General features: G+C 64.1%; 17 protein-coding genes. 9 read left to right on the top strand and 8 right to left on the bottom strand.

Going from position 1 to position 15,166, the window contains the following annotated elements; translation table 11 throughout:
• Nucleotides 1-214 precede the first annotated feature (214 nt).
• From crcB to pobA, 7 genes are all read right to left on the bottom strand, one after another.
• Nucleotides 215-577 carry a fluoride efflux transporter CrcB gene (gene crcB, locus AC2FLM_RS06710; protein WP_496856710.1) on the bottom strand — a complete coding sequence of 121 codons (363 nt, stop codon included), beginning with the start codon at nucleotides 575-577 and terminating at the stop codon, nucleotides 215-217.
• Complete coding sequence (locus tag AC2FLM_RS06705; RefSeq protein ID WP_234217184.1) at nucleotides 574-954, bottom strand: FluC/FEX family fluoride channel; 381 nt, start codon at nucleotides 952-954, stop codon at nucleotides 574-576. The genes crcB and AC2FLM_RS06705 overlap by 4 nt, the downstream gene beginning before the upstream one ends.
• Nucleotides 955-985: 31 nt before the next feature.
• The gene (locus tag AC2FLM_RS06700) at nucleotides 986-1,825 is read right to left on the bottom strand and encodes a 3-oxoadipate:acetyl-CoA acetyltransferase (protein ID WP_496856707.1); all 840 of its coding nucleotides are present in this window, start codon (nucleotides 1,823-1,825) and stop codon (nucleotides 986-988) included.
• Nucleotides 1,826-1,840: 15 nt separating this feature from the next.
• Nucleotides 1,841-2,461: a protocatechuate 3,4-dioxygenase subunit alpha gene (gene pcaG, locus AC2FLM_RS06695; RefSeq protein ID WP_496856705.1), complete on the bottom strand. Its 621-nt coding sequence runs from the start codon at nucleotides 2,459-2,461 to the stop codon at nucleotides 1,841-1,843.
• 63 nt (nucleotides 2,462-2,524) lie between these two features.
• Nucleotides 2,525-3,253, bottom strand: a complete 729-nt coding sequence (gene pcaH, locus AC2FLM_RS06690; protein ID WP_496856703.1) for a protocatechuate 3,4-dioxygenase subunit beta — start codon at nucleotides 3,251-3,253, stop codon at nucleotides 2,525-2,527.
• Between the two features lie 44 nt (nucleotides 3,254-3,297).
• A complete protein-coding gene (pcaC, locus tag AC2FLM_RS06685) occupies nucleotides 3,298-3,675 on the bottom strand; it encodes a 4-carboxymuconolactone decarboxylase (protein WP_496856701.1) in 378 nt (125 codons plus the stop codon).
• Between the two features lie 22 nt (nucleotides 3,676-3,697).
• Nucleotides 3,698-4,867: a 4-hydroxybenzoate 3-monooxygenase gene (gene pobA / locus AC2FLM_RS06680; RefSeq protein WP_234140155.1), complete on the bottom strand. Its 1,170-nt coding sequence runs from the start codon at nucleotides 4,865-4,867 to the stop codon at nucleotides 3,698-3,700.
• 92 nt (nucleotides 4,868-4,959) lie between these two features.
• Between pobA and pcaQ the strand changes: the two genes are divergently transcribed.
• The 9 genes from pcaQ (at nucleotide 4,960) to AC2FLM_RS06635 (ending at nucleotide 14,327) form a co-directional block, all read left to right on the top strand.
• On the top strand, nucleotides 4,960-5,877 hold the full coding sequence (pcaQ, locus tag AC2FLM_RS06675) for a pca operon transcription factor PcaQ (protein ID WP_496856699.1): 918 nt from the start codon (nucleotides 4,960-4,962) through the stop codon (nucleotides 5,875-5,877).
• A gap of 72 nt (nucleotides 5,878-5,949) precedes the next feature.
• On the top strand, nucleotides 5,950-6,348 hold the full coding sequence (locus tag AC2FLM_RS06670) for a DUF2946 family protein (protein ID WP_496856697.1): 399 nt from the start codon (nucleotides 5,950-5,952) through the stop codon (nucleotides 6,346-6,348).
• Nucleotides 6,342-8,513 (top strand): 4Fe-4S binding protein, encoded by a 2,172-nt coding sequence (locus AC2FLM_RS06665; RefSeq protein ID WP_496856695.1) that lies wholly within the window; start codon nucleotides 6,342-6,344, stop codon nucleotides 8,511-8,513. Before AC2FLM_RS06670 ends, AC2FLM_RS06665 begins: the two co-directional genes overlap by 7 nt.
• A 14-nt stretch (nucleotides 8,514-8,527) precedes the next feature.
• A complete protein-coding gene (nosZ, locus tag AC2FLM_RS06660) occupies nucleotides 8,528-10,435 on the top strand; it encodes a TAT-dependent nitrous-oxide reductase (RefSeq protein ID WP_496856693.1) in 1,908 nt (635 codons plus the stop codon).
• A 3-nt stretch (nucleotides 10,436-10,438) separates the two neighbouring features.
• Complete coding sequence (locus AC2FLM_RS06655; RefSeq protein WP_496856691.1) at nucleotides 10,439-11,695, top strand: nitrous oxide reductase family maturation protein NosD; 1,257 nt, start codon at nucleotides 10,439-10,441, stop codon at nucleotides 11,693-11,695.
• The gene (locus AC2FLM_RS06650) at nucleotides 11,685-12,578 is read left to right on the top strand and encodes an ABC transporter ATP-binding protein (RefSeq protein WP_496856690.1); all 894 of its coding nucleotides are present in this window, start codon (nucleotides 11,685-11,687) and stop codon (nucleotides 12,576-12,578) included. Before AC2FLM_RS06655 ends, AC2FLM_RS06650 begins: the two co-directional genes overlap by 11 nt.
• Nucleotides 12,575-13,396, top strand: a complete 822-nt coding sequence (locus tag AC2FLM_RS06645) for an ABC transporter permease (RefSeq protein ID WP_496856688.1) — start codon at nucleotides 12,575-12,577, stop codon at nucleotides 13,394-13,396. Before AC2FLM_RS06650 ends, AC2FLM_RS06645 begins: the two co-directional genes overlap by 4 nt.
• On the top strand, nucleotides 13,393-13,914 hold the full coding sequence (locus AC2FLM_RS06640) for a nitrous oxide reductase accessory protein NosL (RefSeq protein ID WP_496856686.1): 522 nt from the start codon (nucleotides 13,393-13,395) through the stop codon (nucleotides 13,912-13,914). Before AC2FLM_RS06645 ends, AC2FLM_RS06640 begins: the two co-directional genes overlap by 4 nt.
• A gap of 35 nt (nucleotides 13,915-13,949) precedes the next feature.
• The gene (locus tag AC2FLM_RS06635; protein WP_496856684.1) at nucleotides 13,950-14,327 is read left to right on the top strand and encodes a c-type cytochrome; all 378 of its coding nucleotides are present in this window, start codon (nucleotides 13,950-13,952) and stop codon (nucleotides 14,325-14,327) included.
• Between the two features lie 45 nt (nucleotides 14,328-14,372).
• Here AC2FLM_RS06635 and AC2FLM_RS06630 read toward each other — a convergent pair whose 3' ends face one another.
• Complete coding sequence (locus AC2FLM_RS06630) at nucleotides 14,373-14,987, bottom strand: helix-turn-helix domain-containing protein (protein WP_234140145.1); 615 nt, start codon at nucleotides 14,985-14,987, stop codon at nucleotides 14,373-14,375.
• Between the last annotated feature and the right edge of the window lie 179 nt (nucleotides 14,988-15,166).

Here is a 15,166-nt window from a genome sequence, read left to right as displayed (position 1 = left end):
CGCCTTCGGCGCGCTCGGGATCTCGTCGTCGTTCCTCCTCCTCGGCGCGGGACGAGAGGTGACGTATCCTCGCCCCGGCTGCGCGGTTTGCCGGGTGCGGCGCCTCCGGCGGGAGTATTGTGAACCAGAAAGAAGCAGGGGTCTTCTGGTTTCTTTCTGGTGGGAAATACTCCAGGGGGTCTGGGGGACTGGTCCCCCAGCGCGGTCGTCAGGATCAACCGCCCAGATGGGTGCCCAACAGGTAGACAAGCGCGCAGAGCGCCACGCTGGCGAGGATGTTGACGGCGGCGCTGGCGATCGAGCGGGCGCGATGCAGGTCGAGCGTCTGATAGGCAAAGCTGGAGAAGGTGGTGAAGCCGCCACAGAAACCGAGGATCAGTTGGCGGCTCTGGTCCGGGTCCGTTGCGCCGCTTGAGGGTTGGCCGAGCCAAATACCCAGCAGCAGGGTACCGAGCACATTGACCAGCAGGGTTGCGAACGGCAGGTCATGTGTCACGCGACGCGCGACCCAGTGGCGCAGGACCGCCCCGAGACCGCCGCCGAGTGCAAAGAGCGCATGCAGGGCAACGGCCGTCATCGTCGTACCTCGCGGCCGCGCCCCAGCGCTTCACCCAGGATGGCGGCGGCAAGGCCCGCCGCGATTTCCACCGTCATGGCGACGAGGCCGATGGACCAGCCGCCGGAATTTGTGAGCCGGTCCAGTTCGAGGATGAATGAGGAAAAGGTCGAAAGACCGCCACAGAACCCCACTGCGCCCAGATGAAGCAGATGGGGGTGCAGCCGGTGGCGGATGGCAAAAAGCCAGCCGAGCACGAAACAGGCGGCGGTGTTGATGCCGAATGTGGCGGTGAGGAAGGGTAGTCCTGGCAGTTGGGTACCCAGCACCTCGCGCAGGACAGAGCCGATTGCCCCGCCCGCGAATACCGCCAGATAGCTGCCCGCCTTTTGTCTCATCGGGTCCGCATAGCGGGGTGTGCGCCCGTTTTCAATTTCGCGCCGTTGCCGGAAGGTCGAGAAGCTCACGTGCCTGTTGCCAACTGGCGACGGGGCGCTGATATTTCTCGCAAAGGTCGACGCTGCGCCGCACCAGCGCGGCGTTGGAGGGGGCAAGCGTGTGCCGGTCGAGCCGGATATTGTCCTCTAGCCCCGTGCGGGTGTGTCCGCCCGCAGCGATGGCCCATTCATTCACTGCCAGTTGATTGGCGCCGATGCCGGCGGCGCACCATTCGGCCTGCGGCGCACGCGTCTGCATCATCCGGACGTAGAAATCGAACACTTCGCGATCGGCGGGCATCGCGTTCTTCACCCCCATCACGAATTGCACATAGAGTTTGCCGTGGAGCAGCCCGCGTCCGTGCATGTCGATGGCGCGCAGGATATGGCTGAGGTCGAAGGCCTCGATTTCCGGGGTGACCTGATGGGTCCGCATCTCGGAGGCCAGCCAGTCGACCAGGTCGGGCGGGTTCTCGTAGACCCGCGTGGGGAAGTTGTTGGACCCGACCGAGAGCGAGGCCATGTCAGGTTTCAGTGGCAACATGCCACCGCGCGCCCGACCGGCCCCTGACCGACCGCCGGTCGAGAGTTGCACGATCATACCCGGGCAATGCGTGTGCAGCCCCTCCATCAGCCGGGCAAAACGGTCTGGATCGCTGGTGGGGGTGCCGTCATCATTGCGCACATGACAATGGGCGATGGTGGCGCCGGCCTCGAACGCCTCATGTGTGCTCTCAATCTGTTCGCTGACCGAGATCGGCACGGCGGGATTGTCGGCCTTGGTGGGAACGGAGCCGGTGATTGCAACGCATATGATGCAGGGCTTGTCCATGGGCGGTCTCCGGTCTCAGATATCGAAAAAGACGGTTTCCTGCGGGCCTTGCAGGTGAATGTCGAAACGGTAGAGCGGTTTGCCCTCGCGTTCGCCTCGGACAGCGATCAGGGTCGCGCGGCGGTTTTCCCATTCGATCAGGTTCAGCACCGGGTCGGCGGCATTGGCCTCGGACTCGTCGCTGAAATAGAGCCGGGTGTTGAGGCCGATATTGATGCCGCGCGCCACAATCCACAGGGTCAGGTGCGGTGCCTGCTTTGAACCGTTGCGTCCGGGTACCGGGCCGGGTTTGACGGTGTCGAAACCCCACTCGCCGGTCTCGAAATCGGTAATCACCCGGCCCCAGCCGCGAAACCCTTCCTCGACCTCGCCGGCGTGTTCGGGATGGGCATGGATGCCGGCGGCATTGGCCTGCCAGACCTCGATCAGTACATCCTTGACCGGGCTGCCGGTGCCGTCGATCACCCGGCCCTCGACCCGGATACGCTCTCCGGCGGCATTGGGTCCGGCGATGTCCCAGCCCAGTTCACGGTCATAGATGTCGAAACCGGCGGCGCCTGGGGCCAGGCCGATATGGACATAGGGACCGGCAGTCTGGGACGGGGTTTCCTTCAGGTAGTCGAGTCTCTGGGCCATGATCATCTCCTCTTTGTTGCGTTTCCCAACCGGAAATCTGGGCTTTATTTCGCGGGAAACGCTTCAGTTCCCTTCAAGCCGGTTTTCGAACAGGGTCGAGCGGCGCCCGCGCAGCACCACGTCGAAGCGATAGGCCAGACAGTCGAAGGGGATCGCGGCATTCATGTCGAGCGGAGCGATCAGGCGGTCGATGGCGGCGGGGTCGGGGATGGTGTTGACGATCGGGCATTTGTGGATCAGCGGGTCGCCCTCGAAATAGAGTTGGGTGATCAGCCGCTGGGCAAAGGCGGTGCCGAAGATCGACATGTGGATATGGGCGGGTCGCCAGCTGTTGACCCAGTTGCGCCAAGGATAGGCGCCGGGTTTGACGGTGCGGAAGTAGTAATAGCCGTTCTCGTCGGTCAGGATGCGACCGCAACCCCCGAAATTGGGGTCAATCGGGGCGAGATAGGTATCTTTCTTGTGGCGATACCGCCCGCCCGCATTGGCCTGCCAGATTTCCACCAGCGTGTTCGGCAGGGGTCGAGAATTTTCGTCGAAAATTCTCCCATGCAAGAGGATCCGTTCGCCGATGGCGCTTTGGCCCGTCTGGGCGTAGTTGTGGATCAGGTCATTGTCGCCGTCGCCAATATCGGCATGGCCGAAAACCGGGCCGGTTATCTCGCTCACCGTGTTCTCGAGGCTGATCAATGCCTGCCGGGGAGAGCGCGCCACCGAGGTCTTGTAGTCGTGGACATGCGCGGGCGGGTGCCAGGCGCGGTCACGCTGGTAGAATTCGCCGGGTTTGGTCATCTGGGCCGTCTCCTCTTGGCTGGGCCGTTCGCGCTCCGGTCCGCTCATTCCGCTTCCATCTCGTCATAGGTCTGCCGCGCCAGCTTCAGCGCCTGATTGGCGCGCGGCACGCCGGCATAGATCGCCACATGCTGGAAGGCCTCGAGCACGTCCTGCTTGCTGGCGCCGGTCCGCGTGGTGGCACGGATGTGCATGGGAATTTCGTCGAAATTCCCCAGCGCCGCCAACAGCGCCAGCGTCAGCATCGACCGTTCCCGGTCGCTGATCCCGTCGCTGGCCCAGACCGTGCCCCAGGCGCCTTCGGTGATCAGGGTCTGGAACGGGCTTTCGAACTCGGTCCGGTTCGCCTCGGCCCGGTCGACATAAGCATCCCCCAGCACCCGGCGGCGTACCTTCATTCCGTTGTCATAGCGTTCAGACATTCGTCTTCCTTTCCGCCACGCCCTAGTAGGGCAGACCGACATAGTTCTGTGCAAGCACCGTTTGCGCATCGCGGCTGTCGCGCAGGAATTCCAGCTCGGCGCGCTGGATGCGCAGGTCGAATTCGGTCTGCTCGGGAAAACGGTGCAACAGCTTGGTCATCCACCAGCTGAACCGCTGGGTTTTCCAGATGCGGGCCAGTGCCTGTTCGGAATAGCGATCGATCCCCTCGGTCTCGCCGGTCTCGAACACCTGCACCAGCGCGTGATACAGGTAATGGATATCGCTCGCCGCCGTGTTCAGCCCCTTGGCGCCGGTTGGCGGCACGATATGGGCCGCATCGCCGCACAGGAACAGCCGCCCCCAGCGCATCGGTTCGCAAACAAAGGACCGGAGCGGTGCGATGGATTTCTCGATCGATGGCCCGGTGACCAACCGGTCCCCCACCGCGCGTGGCAGCCGCTGGCGGAACTCGGTCCAGAAGGCATCATCGCTCCAGTCCGTGACCTTGTCGGACAGCGCACACTGGATGTAGTAGCGGCTGAGCGTGGCGTTGCGCATGGAACAGAGGGCAAAGCCGCGCTCGGACAAGCTATAGAGCACTTCGTCGCTCACAGGTGGCGTTTCGGACAACAGCCCCAGCCATCCAAACGGATAGACCTGTTCATATTCCTTGCGGATGCCGGCCGGAATGGTTTGTCGACTGATCCCGTGGAACCCGTCGCAGCCCGCAACATAGTCGCAGTCGATCCGGTGTTCGGTGCCGTCACTGCTGTAGGTGACATAGGGTGCGTCGCTGTCGGCATCGTGGATCGTGACACCCTCGGCATTGAACACCGTCTTGCCGCCCACAGCATCGCGGGCGTCATACAGATCATGCGTCAATTCGGTCTGGCCATAGACCACCACGTGTCGCCCGATCAGATCCTCGAAACTGATGCGGATCTGTTCTTCGCCATGGGCCAGGATGGTGCCGTGATGCACGAAACCTTCGCGGTCCATCCGCTCGGCGACACCGGCCTCGCGCATCAGGTTGACGAATCCCGCCTCAAGCACACCGGCCCGGATGCGGCCCAGCACATGCGCGCGTGACTGGCGTTCCAGCACAACCGTGTCGATGCCCTTGCGATGCAACAGCTGCCCCAGCAGCAAGCCCGAAGGGCCACCTCCGACAATCACTATTTGCGTGCGCATCGTGTCTCCTCCCATTGGGCAGAGGATGAATGATTGAATGCGTGATGTAAAATGAGTAAAGAGGCAGTTTAATTTCCAAAATAGGAAAGTAAATGATCGACCGTCGCATCAAGTTCCGCCACATCCAGTGCTTTGTGGAAATCGCGCGCGAGGGCAGTCTGAAGACGGCGGCGGAGAAACTGTTCCTGACCCAGCCGGCCATGTCCAAAACCCTCAAGGAGTTGGAAGAGATCACCGGCACCAACTTGATGCGCCGCAGCCGGGCGGGGGTGGAACTGACCAAGCCGGGCGAGGTGTTCCTGCATTTCGCACGGATGTCGCTGGCCAGCCTGCAACAGGGGCTCGACGGGATCGAAACCGAGGGGCGCCGTCAGCGGGAAACGCTGTCGGTGGGGGCCTTGCCCAGCGTGGCGGCCTATCTGATGCCGCGCGCGGTGGGTGAATTCGCGCGACTGGCACCGCATGCGTTGTTGCGGATTCAGGACGGGCCGCATGGTTATCTGGTCGAACGGCTGCGTTTGGGAACGTTGGATCTGGTGATCGGGCGGATGGGGCCGCCCGAGACGATGCAAGGGCTTTCGTTCACCCAGCTCTATCAGGAACAGGTGGTGTTTGTGGTGCGCCCCGGTCATCCGCTGCTGGCTGCGCCCGATCTGGCGCGGGTGGCTGACTGGCCGGTGATCTATCCGCCGCCCGGCGCCGCGATACGGCCCCTGGTCGAACAGATGCTGATCGCAAACGGGATCGGCGAGTTTCCCAACCGGCTGGAAACCGTCTCGGGCGCCTTTGGCCGGGTGCATACACGCCGCTCGGATGCGGTCTGGATCATCTCGCGCGGGGTGGTTGCCAACGAGATTGCCGAGGGGCGACTGGTGGCGTTGCCGTTCCAGACCGGGCTGACCAGGGGGCCGGTGGGGTTGATGACGCGGCCCGACCGGCCGGATAGCCCGGTCGCGCAGCTCTTTGCGCTGGCGTTGCGGAATGTGATCGCAGCCGGGGCGGGGGCCTGACCAAAGTCAAGTAAGCGGCGCGGCGGGACGCATAGGACTCGGGCCAGACGCAATCCCGTGCCCGAGGTGCTTATGCCCCGCCAGACCGACATACCGGACCCGATCCGCAGCGCCCTGCGCCGCGTCGGCGGTGTTTTGGGCATCGTGCTGATGGTGCTGCAACTGCTGGCGCCGCAACTGGCCCAGGCTAGTGAGGGCGCGTGGATCGAGATCTGCTCGGAAGAGGGCGCGGTCTGGATCCAGATGCCGGTCGAGGGCACGGATGATCCCTGCCCTGATTGCGGCGATTGCCTGATGTGTTCGACAGCGGTTGATTTCATGACGCCCGCCTATGGCGGTGTCGTCGAACCGGTCCTCCTCGACGCCCGGCAACGGACCCGAACCGACATGTCGGCTCGGGTGGTGTGGAACCGGCTCTGGCCCGAGACCCGTGGCCCCCCAATCCAAGACAAGAGAGGTGCGATGTGCTGATCACACGCGTCATCCGGGTTCTGTTGACCCTTCTGTTTCTGGCCCCCATCCCGGCGCTGGCCAGCGACCTGCCCCGGTTTCTGGCCGCTCTTGCACCCGCCGATCTGGCCCCCGGCGCCGACGCCTTTGGCCCGCTGCGCGAGGATGTGCCGGTGGCGCCGGTGCTCAAGGGTGGCGAGACCGTTGCCTGGGCCTTCCTCACCTCGGATTTCGTGGGCACCACCGGCTATTCCGGCAAGCCGATCCATGTGATCGCCGCCATCGACGCCGACGCGGTGCTGACCGGCGTCAAGCTGGTGGAGCATTCCGAACCGATCGTGCTGATCGGCATCCCCAATTCCAAGATGGTCGCCCTGACCGAGGGCTATCAGGGTCTTGACCTGAAGCGCGAGGCCGAGACCGGCGGCGAGGGGCATGATCTCGACATCATCTCGGGTGCCACCGTCACCATCATGGTGATCGACGACAGCCTGGTGCGCGCAGGGCTCAAGGTGGCCCGCGCGCTGGGGCTGGGCGGCCTGTCGCCCGCCACCCCCGAAGGTCCGCGTCGCGAGATCGACATGGGCCAGACCGGGACCAGTGACTGGTTCACCCTGTCGGGCGACGGCTCGGTCCGGCGGATGACCCTGGACATCGGTCAGGTCAACGCGGCCTTTGAGGCCACCGGCGACGGCCGCGCCATCAAGCGCCCCGAACCGGGCGCGCCCGAGGATACGTTCATCGACATGCACCTGGCGCTGGTCTCGGTCCCCGAGATCGGCCGCACCCTTTTGGGCGAGGCGGAATATGCCAACCTGCAAAACTGGCTTGAGCCGGGCGAGCAGGCCATTCTGGTACTCGGGCGCGGCGCCTATAGCTTCAAGGGATCGGGCTACGTGCGCGGCGGCATCTTCGACCGGATCCAGCTGATCCAGGGCGACAGCGCGGTGCGCTTCTTCGACCGCCAGCAGCGGCGCCTGGGAGCGGTCGCGGCGACGGATGCCCCTGCGTTCTCGGAACTTGACCTCTTCAAGATCCCCGCCGATGCCGAATTTGACCCCGCCGCCCCCTTCCGCCTGCAACTGTTGGTGCAACGCGCCGTGGGTGCGGTGGAGAAAAGCTTCCTCACCTTCGATCTGGGCTACCGCCTGCCGGAACGCTTCCTGCTGCCGGCCGCCGCCCCGGCGGTGGTCGAGGACGCGGGCGACGAAGCCGCCGCCAAGGCCGCGCTGTGGCAACGGATCTGGAAGGACCGCACCGTCGAGATCGGCATCCTGAGCGTGATGCTGCTGGTGTTGACGGCGACCTTCTTCTTCCAGTTCCAGGCCACCATGAATGCCCGCGTCTTCTACTGGTTCCGCATCGCTTATCTGACCGCAACGCTGTTCTTCATCGGCTGGTACGCCAATGCCCAGCTGAGCGTTGTCAACCTGATGGCGCTGGCGGGCAGCCTGCGCACGGGCTTCAGCTGGGATGCGTTCCTGCTTGACCCGCTGGTGTTCATCCAGTGGTTCGCCGTGGCCGCCGCGCTGATCTTCTGGGGTCGGGGTGCCTATTGCGGCTGGCTCTGCCCGTTTGGCGCGCTGCAAGAGCTGACCAACAAGGTCGCCCGCGCCTTGCGCCTGCCGCAATGGACCCTGCCCTGGGGCCTGAACGAGCGGCTATGGCCGGTGAAATACATGATCTTCCTGGGTCTGTTCGGTCTCAGCTTTGTTTCGATCCCGCTGGCCGAAACCTATGCCGAGGTCGAGCCGTTCAAGACCGCGATCATCCTCAAGTTCATGCGCGACTGGCCGTTTGTGGTGTTTGCGCTGCTGCTCTTGCTGATCGGCCTTTTCATCGAACGGTTCTATTGCCGCTACCTGTGTCCGCTGGGCGCGGCGCTGGCGATCCCCGCCCGCATCCGCATGTTCGACTGGCTGCGCCGCTACAAGGATTGCGGCAACCCCTGCCAGACCTGCGCCAACGAATGCCCGGTTCAGGCGATCCACCCCACGGGCGAGATCAACCCGAACGAATGCATCACCTGCCTGCATTGCCAGGTGCTCTATCAGTCCGAGGCCAAATGCCCCGTCGTCATCCGCCAGATCAAGCGGCGGGCGCGCACAGGGACGGTCGACCCGAAACTGACCCTCGGACACCCACCGGCGAACCATCCAAACGCCAAACCGCAAGAAGCTTCCTGAAAGGAGGAACGATCATGTCGGACCACGAAAACAACCTGAGCGTCACCCGCCGCGGCCTGCTGGGCGCGACAGCCACCGGGGCCGTTCTCGCCAGCACCGGGCTGGGGGCCACCCTGATGACCGCGCGCGAGGCATCCGCCGCCGCCAAGGCCAATCTGGAGCCCGGCGAGCTGGACGAATATTACGGCTTCTGGTCCTCGGGCCAGACCGGCGAGCTGCGCATCCTCGGCATCCCCTCGATGCGCGAGCTGATGCGGGTGCCTGTGTTCAACCGCTGCTCGGCCACCGGCTGGGGCCAGACCAACGAGTCGCTCAAGGTGCTGACCGAGGGCCTGCTGCCCGAGACCAAGCAGTACCTGGCCGCCAATGGCAAGAAGACCTATGACAACGGCGACCTGCACCACCCGCATATGTCGTTCACCGATGGCACCTATGACGGGCGCTACCTGTTCATGAACGACAAGGCCAACACCCGCGTGGCCCGCGTGCGCTGCGACGTGATGAAATGCGACAAGATCATCGAGATCCCCAACGCGCATGACATCCACGGCCTGCGGCCGCAGAAATACCCGCGCACCGGCTATGTCTTTGCCAATGGCGAGCATGAGGCGCCGCTGGTCAATGACGGCCAGATCCTCGACGATCCGTCGCAATATGTGAACATCTTCACCGCGATTGACGGCGACAGCATGGAAATCGCCTGGCAGGTGATCGTGTCGGGCAACCTCGACAACACCGATTGCGACTATCAGGGCAAATACGCCTTCTCGACCTCGTACAACTCGGAAATGGGCATGAACCTGGCCGAGATGACCGAGAACGAGCTGGACCATGTGGTTGTGTTCAACCTCAAGGAAATCGAGGCCGGCATCGCCGCGGGCGACTATCAGGAGCTGAACGGCGTCAAGGTCGTCGACGGGCGCAAGGGCGCGGGCAAGAACTATACCCGCTATATCCCGATCCCCAACAGCCCGCATGGCTGTAACGCCGCCCCCGACAGGCGCCACATCATGATCAACGGCAAGCTGTCGCCCACCGTGTCGGTGATCGACGTCGAAAAGGTCGATGCGCTGTTCTCGGACAATGCCGATCCGCGTTCGGCCATCGTGGCCGAACCGCAGCTGGGTCTTGGGCCGCTCCACACCGCGTTCGACAACAAGGGCAACGCCTATACCACCCTGTTCCTGGACAGCCAGGTGGTGAAGTGGGACATCGCAAAGGCGATCGAGGCCTATGCCGGTGCAGATGTCGACCCGATCCTCGACAAGGTCGATGTGCAGTATCAGCCGGGCCACAACTCGACCTCGATGGGCGAAACCGCCGAGGCCGACGGCAAATGGCTGATCTCGATGAACAAGTTCTCGAAGGACCGGTTCCTGAATGTCGGCCCCCTGAAGCCCGAAAACGAGCAGCTGATCGACATCTCCGGCGACAAGATGAAGGTGGTGCATGACGGTCCGACCTTTGCCGAGCCGCATGACAGCATCATCGTGCACCGGTCCAAGGTGAACCCGGTCAATGTCTGGGATCGCAACGACCCGATGTGGGAAGACGCCCGCCAGCAGGCCGCCGCCGATGGCGTCGACCTTGAGGAAGGCGCCGAGGAACCGATCCGCGACGGCAACAAGGTGCGGGTCTACATGACCTCGGTCGCGCCGACCTTCAGCCTTGAGAAGTTCACGGTGAAACAGGGCGACGAGGTGACAATCTATGTCACCAACCTCGACGATGTGGATGACGTGACCCACGGGCTGTGCATGGCCAACTTCGGCATCGCGATGGAAGTGGCGCCGCAGGCCACCGCCTCGGTCACCTTCATCGCCGACCGTCCGGGCGTGCACTGGTTCTATTGCCAGTGGTTCTGCCACGCGCTGCACATGGAAATGCGCGGCCGGATGTTTGTCGAACCGCGGGGGGCATAAATCATGCGCTGGCCCCTGTTGATCGCTTCTCTTTTTGCCACGCCCCTTTGGGCGGCGGATTGGGACGTGCCCAACCGGGCGGGGGCCATCTCTGGAACAATGGCCCAGGCGGCGGATGGCGACACCCTCCGCCTGGCGCCCGGCACCTATGCCGAAACCCTGGTCCTGTCCCGGCCCGTTACCCTTGACGGGATGGGGCAGGCCACCATTGACGGGCAGGGCGCGGGCAGCGTGATCACCGTGACCGGCCCGGATGTGATCTTGCGAGGATTGACCGTGATCGGCTCGGGCTCGGACCATGACGGGATCGACAGCGGTATCCAGTTAACCAAGACCGCCCGCGCGCCGGTGGTTGAAAACAACGTGCTGATCGGCAATCTCTACGGCGTCGATATCCACGGCGCCAAGGATGCGCTGGTCAAGGGCAACCGGATCGAGGGCCGCCAGGACCGCCATATGAACGCGCGCGGCAACGGCGTCTATGTCTGGAACGCCCCCGGCGCGGTGGTCGAGGACAACGATATTCAATACGGGCGCGATGGCATCTTCGTGAACTCCTCGCGGCGCAACATCTTCCGCAACAACCTGTTCCGCGACCTGCGCTTTGCCGTGCATTACATGTATGCCGACAATTCCGAGGTCACGGGCAATGTCTCGATCGGCAACGACCTGGGCTATGCGGTGATGTTCACCAGCCGGGTCAAGGTGGTTGACAATGTCTCTATCGGCGACCGCGAACACGGGGTCATGCTGAACTATGCCAATGACAGCGTGATCTCGGGCAATGTGGTGAAGGGGGCAAAGGAGAAATGCACCTTCCTTTACAATGCCAACAAGAATGAATTCACCGACAACTGGTTCGAAGGCTGCGGCATCGGCATCCATTTCACCGCCGGGTCCGAGCGGAACCGGATCGTCGGCAACGCCTTTGTCGGCAACCGGACCCAGGTGAAATATGTCTCGACCCGCTGGGTCGAATGGTCCGAGGACGGGCGCGGCAACTACTGGTCCGACTTTGCCGCCTATGACGTCAATGGCGACGGCATCGCCGACGCCCCCTATCGCCCCAACGACAGCATGGACCATGTGTTGTGGACCCAACCGGCAGCCAAGCTGCTGCTTGGCTCCCCCGCCGTGCAGCTGGTGCGCTGGTCGCAATCCGCCTTTCCGGCGCTGTTGCCGGGTGGGGTGATCGACAGCAACCCGCTGATGCATGCCCCCGAACCCTTAGCCCTGAAGAAGGTGCCCCATGACGGATAAGGCCCTGATCATCCATCAGGCGGTCAAGGATCGCGGCAGCGCCCGCGTTCTGGACCATATCGACCTGACCCTGGCCCCAGGTGAGCGCGTGGCGCTGCTGGGCCATAACGGTGCCGGCAAATCGACGCTGATCAAATCCATCCTCGGCCTGACCCGGATCGACGAAGGCAGCATTCGCATCGGTGATGCCACCCCCGGCAGCGCGCAGGCGCGGCGCGAGACCGCCTATCTGCCCGAAGCGGTCTCGTTCCATCCGGCCCTGACCGGGCGCGAGCAACTGACGCTGTTCGCGCGCCTGTCCGGCGAGCGGGCCCATGTGCCCGGTCTGCTGGAGCGGGTCGGGCTGGCCGACGCGATGGACCGCCGCATCGGCGCCTATTCCAAGGGGATGCGGCAGCGGTTGGGCCTGGCTCAGGTGCTGCTGGGCAAGCCCCGCGTGGCGCTTCTGGACGAGCCGACATCGGGGCTCGACCCGATCTCGCGGCAGGATCTCTATGCCATCATCGACGAGTTGGCGGGGCAGGGGGCGGCGGTGCTGATCGCCAGCCACGCCCTGACCGAGGTCGAGGCCCGCACCGACCGCATCGCCATCCTGCGCAAGGGGGTCAAGGTGGCCGATGACACGCTGGCCAACCTGTCGGCGCTGGCGGGTCTGCCGATCCGCCTGCGGGTCAGGGCGCGCGAAAACGCCGATGCGCTGGCCGCCCGGCTGGGCGGCAGCCGGGTCAACGGTGCCTCGGTCGAGTTGCTGTGCGATCCTGCCGACAAGATGACCGCGCTGCGCAGCATCGCCGCCATGGGCGAGGCGGTTGTCGATGTCGACATGACCCCGCCCCGGCTGGAGGACCTCTATCGCCACTATGCAAAGGAGACGTTGCAATGACCCGTTTTCTTGCCGTTGCCCAAACCGAAATGCTGATCCTGCGCCGCAACCGCTGGCTGTTGGTCGCGACCCTGATCATGGTGCTGTTCGCGCTGGCGCTGACATTCGCGGGCAGCGCGCCCACCGGCACGCTGGGGGTCGACATGCTGACGGTCTCGGTGGCCTCGATGACCACGCTCAGCGTCTATCTGGCGCCGCTCTTGGCGCTGATGATCTCGTTTGACGCTGTGGCGGGCGATATGGACCGGGGCAGCCTGCCTTTGCTGCTGTCCTATCCGGCGGGGCGGGGCGAGATCCTGCTGGGCAAGTTCGCCGCGCATCTGGCCGCGTTGGCATTCGCCATGACCGTCGGTTTTGGCGCCGCGGGTGCGGTGGCTGCCTGGTTCGGTGGTGCGGGTCCTGAAAGCCTGATGGCGCTCTTGCGCCTCATCCTAACCTCGATCCTGCTGGGCGCTTCCTTTCTGGCGCTGGGATACCTGCTGTCCGCGACCGCCCGAGGCTCGGCCGCGGCGGCGGGTCTGTCGGCCGGGCTCTGGCTGGTTTTTGTCGTCCTTTACGATCTTGGCCTGTTGGGGGCCGTGGTCATGGACAAGGGCGGCAGCTTCACCCAATCTGTCTTCCCCTGGGTGATGGTGGCCAACCCGGCCGACGCCTTTCGGCTGTGGAACATCGCCGCGACCGAGGGGGTTGCCATGGCCTCGGGCATGACTGGCGCCGCGCAGGCGCTGCCGGTCTGGGCCGCGCCTGCCTCGCTGCTCATCTGGCCGGTGCTGGGGCTGTGGCTGGCCCGCGCCGCGTTCCGGAGGGTCGAACCATGAGAACCCTTGCCCTGATCGCGCTGATTGCGCTGGCCGCCTGCAAGGAGGAAGAGGCCGCCGCGCCGCCCGCACCGGTCGATCTGACCGAAAGCGCGCTCAGCTATTTCTGTCAGATGAACGTCGCCGAACATGGCGGACCCAAGGGGCAAATCCACCTCAAGGGGCATCCGGCGCCGCTGTTCTTTGCCCAGGTGCGCGACATGGTGGCCTATCTCAAAAGCCCCGAGCGCGAGGCCGAGATCACCGCCATTTATGTCAGCGACATGGGCGCCGCGCTCAGCTGGGCCGAGCCGGGGCCGGGCAACTGGATCGCCGCCGACAGCGCGTTGTTCGTCACCGGCGCCAGCGTGGCGGGCGGCATGGGCGCGCCTGAACTGGTGCCCTTTGCCACGCCCGAGGCCGCCGCGCGGTTCATCGCGCGTCATGGCGGTCAGGCGCTGCCCCTCAAGGACATTCCCGATGCCGCGGTCCTGGGTCCGGTCGACCTGACCCAGCCGCTGGCGACACCGGTGCTGTAACCCCGCACCCGCAACCCCGAGAGAAGGAGAAACCCATGTTCAAAAACCAACTGATCCTGACCGTCCTGGCCGCCGGGCTGGCTTTGCCCGCCCTGGCCGATGGCGATGCCGACAAGGGCAAGAAGGTGTTCAACAAGTGCAAGGCCTGCCATGCGGTCGGCGAAGGCGCGGCCAACAAGGTCGGGCCGCAGCTGAACGGCATCATCGGCGCCGTTGCCGGTCAGGTCGAAGGGTTCAAGTATTCCGACGCCCTGATCGAGGCCGCCGCCGGAGGTCTGGTCTGGGATGATGAGAGCCTGGCCGCCTTTCTGGCCAAGCCCAAGGATTTCATGAAAGGCACCAAGATGTCCTTTGCCGGGCTGAAGAAGGAGGATGAGATCGAGAACGTCATCGCCTATCTGAAAGAGTTCTGAGCCTTTCGGGCGGGACGGTTGCCGTCCCGCCCTGAGGTTCAGGAACTAGCCTTCGAGAGATACCCACAGTACCCGCGCGTCCTCGTCGCTGGTCGAGACGCAGCCATGGCCCATACCGCTGTCGTAATAGACGCTGTCGCCCGCCTTCATCGGCAGGGGCCGGTAATGTTCGGTATAAAGGGTCAGCTCGCCGCTCAGCACGAACATGAACTCCTCCCCCCGGTGGCGCACCCAGGTGTCGAACTCGCTGACATCGCGCGCCTTGATCGTGCTGATATAAGGCAACATCCGCTTGCTGGTCAGTTCGGTGCACAGCAGTTCGTGATCATAGGTGCGGGTGACCTGATGTTCGCCCTGATCCTTGCGGGTGAAATCGCGGCGGCCCGAGATGTCGCTCTTGCCCGATTGCACGAACAGTTGTGGCGTCTCCAGATCCAGCGCCTGCATCAGGCGGCGGATGATGTCGAAGCTTGGCCGGGTCTGATTGTTCTCGATCTTGGACAGGGTCGAGCGGCCGATCGCGGCCGACCGCGCCGCTTCCTCCAGCGTCAGGCCCTTGTCCTTGCGGGCGTCACGAATCATCTTGCCCAGCGTTTCGCCATCGGGCGCTTCCAGCATGTCGGGGCTCATCCCCTCGTCGTCGGCCTGTATCGGCTCCATCGCAGTTGTCCTTGTTTTCCCGATCTCCCTGCGAAGCAGCCTAACCCATTCAAATTTTCTCATGCAAATCTTTTGTTGCTAATAGGGGAAAAGTTTCCTATAGGAGAAATACCTTGTGTGCGACGGGATACAAATGTCGCGCCAGCAGGGCATTCAGGGGGGTTCTCGTGAGCGAGCGC

This window comes from Ruegeria sp. SAZD011, from assembly GCF_059612545.1.
The sequence above is the reverse complement of the archived record's forward strand: the minus strand, read 5'-3'. Positions and strand labels throughout refer to the sequence as shown.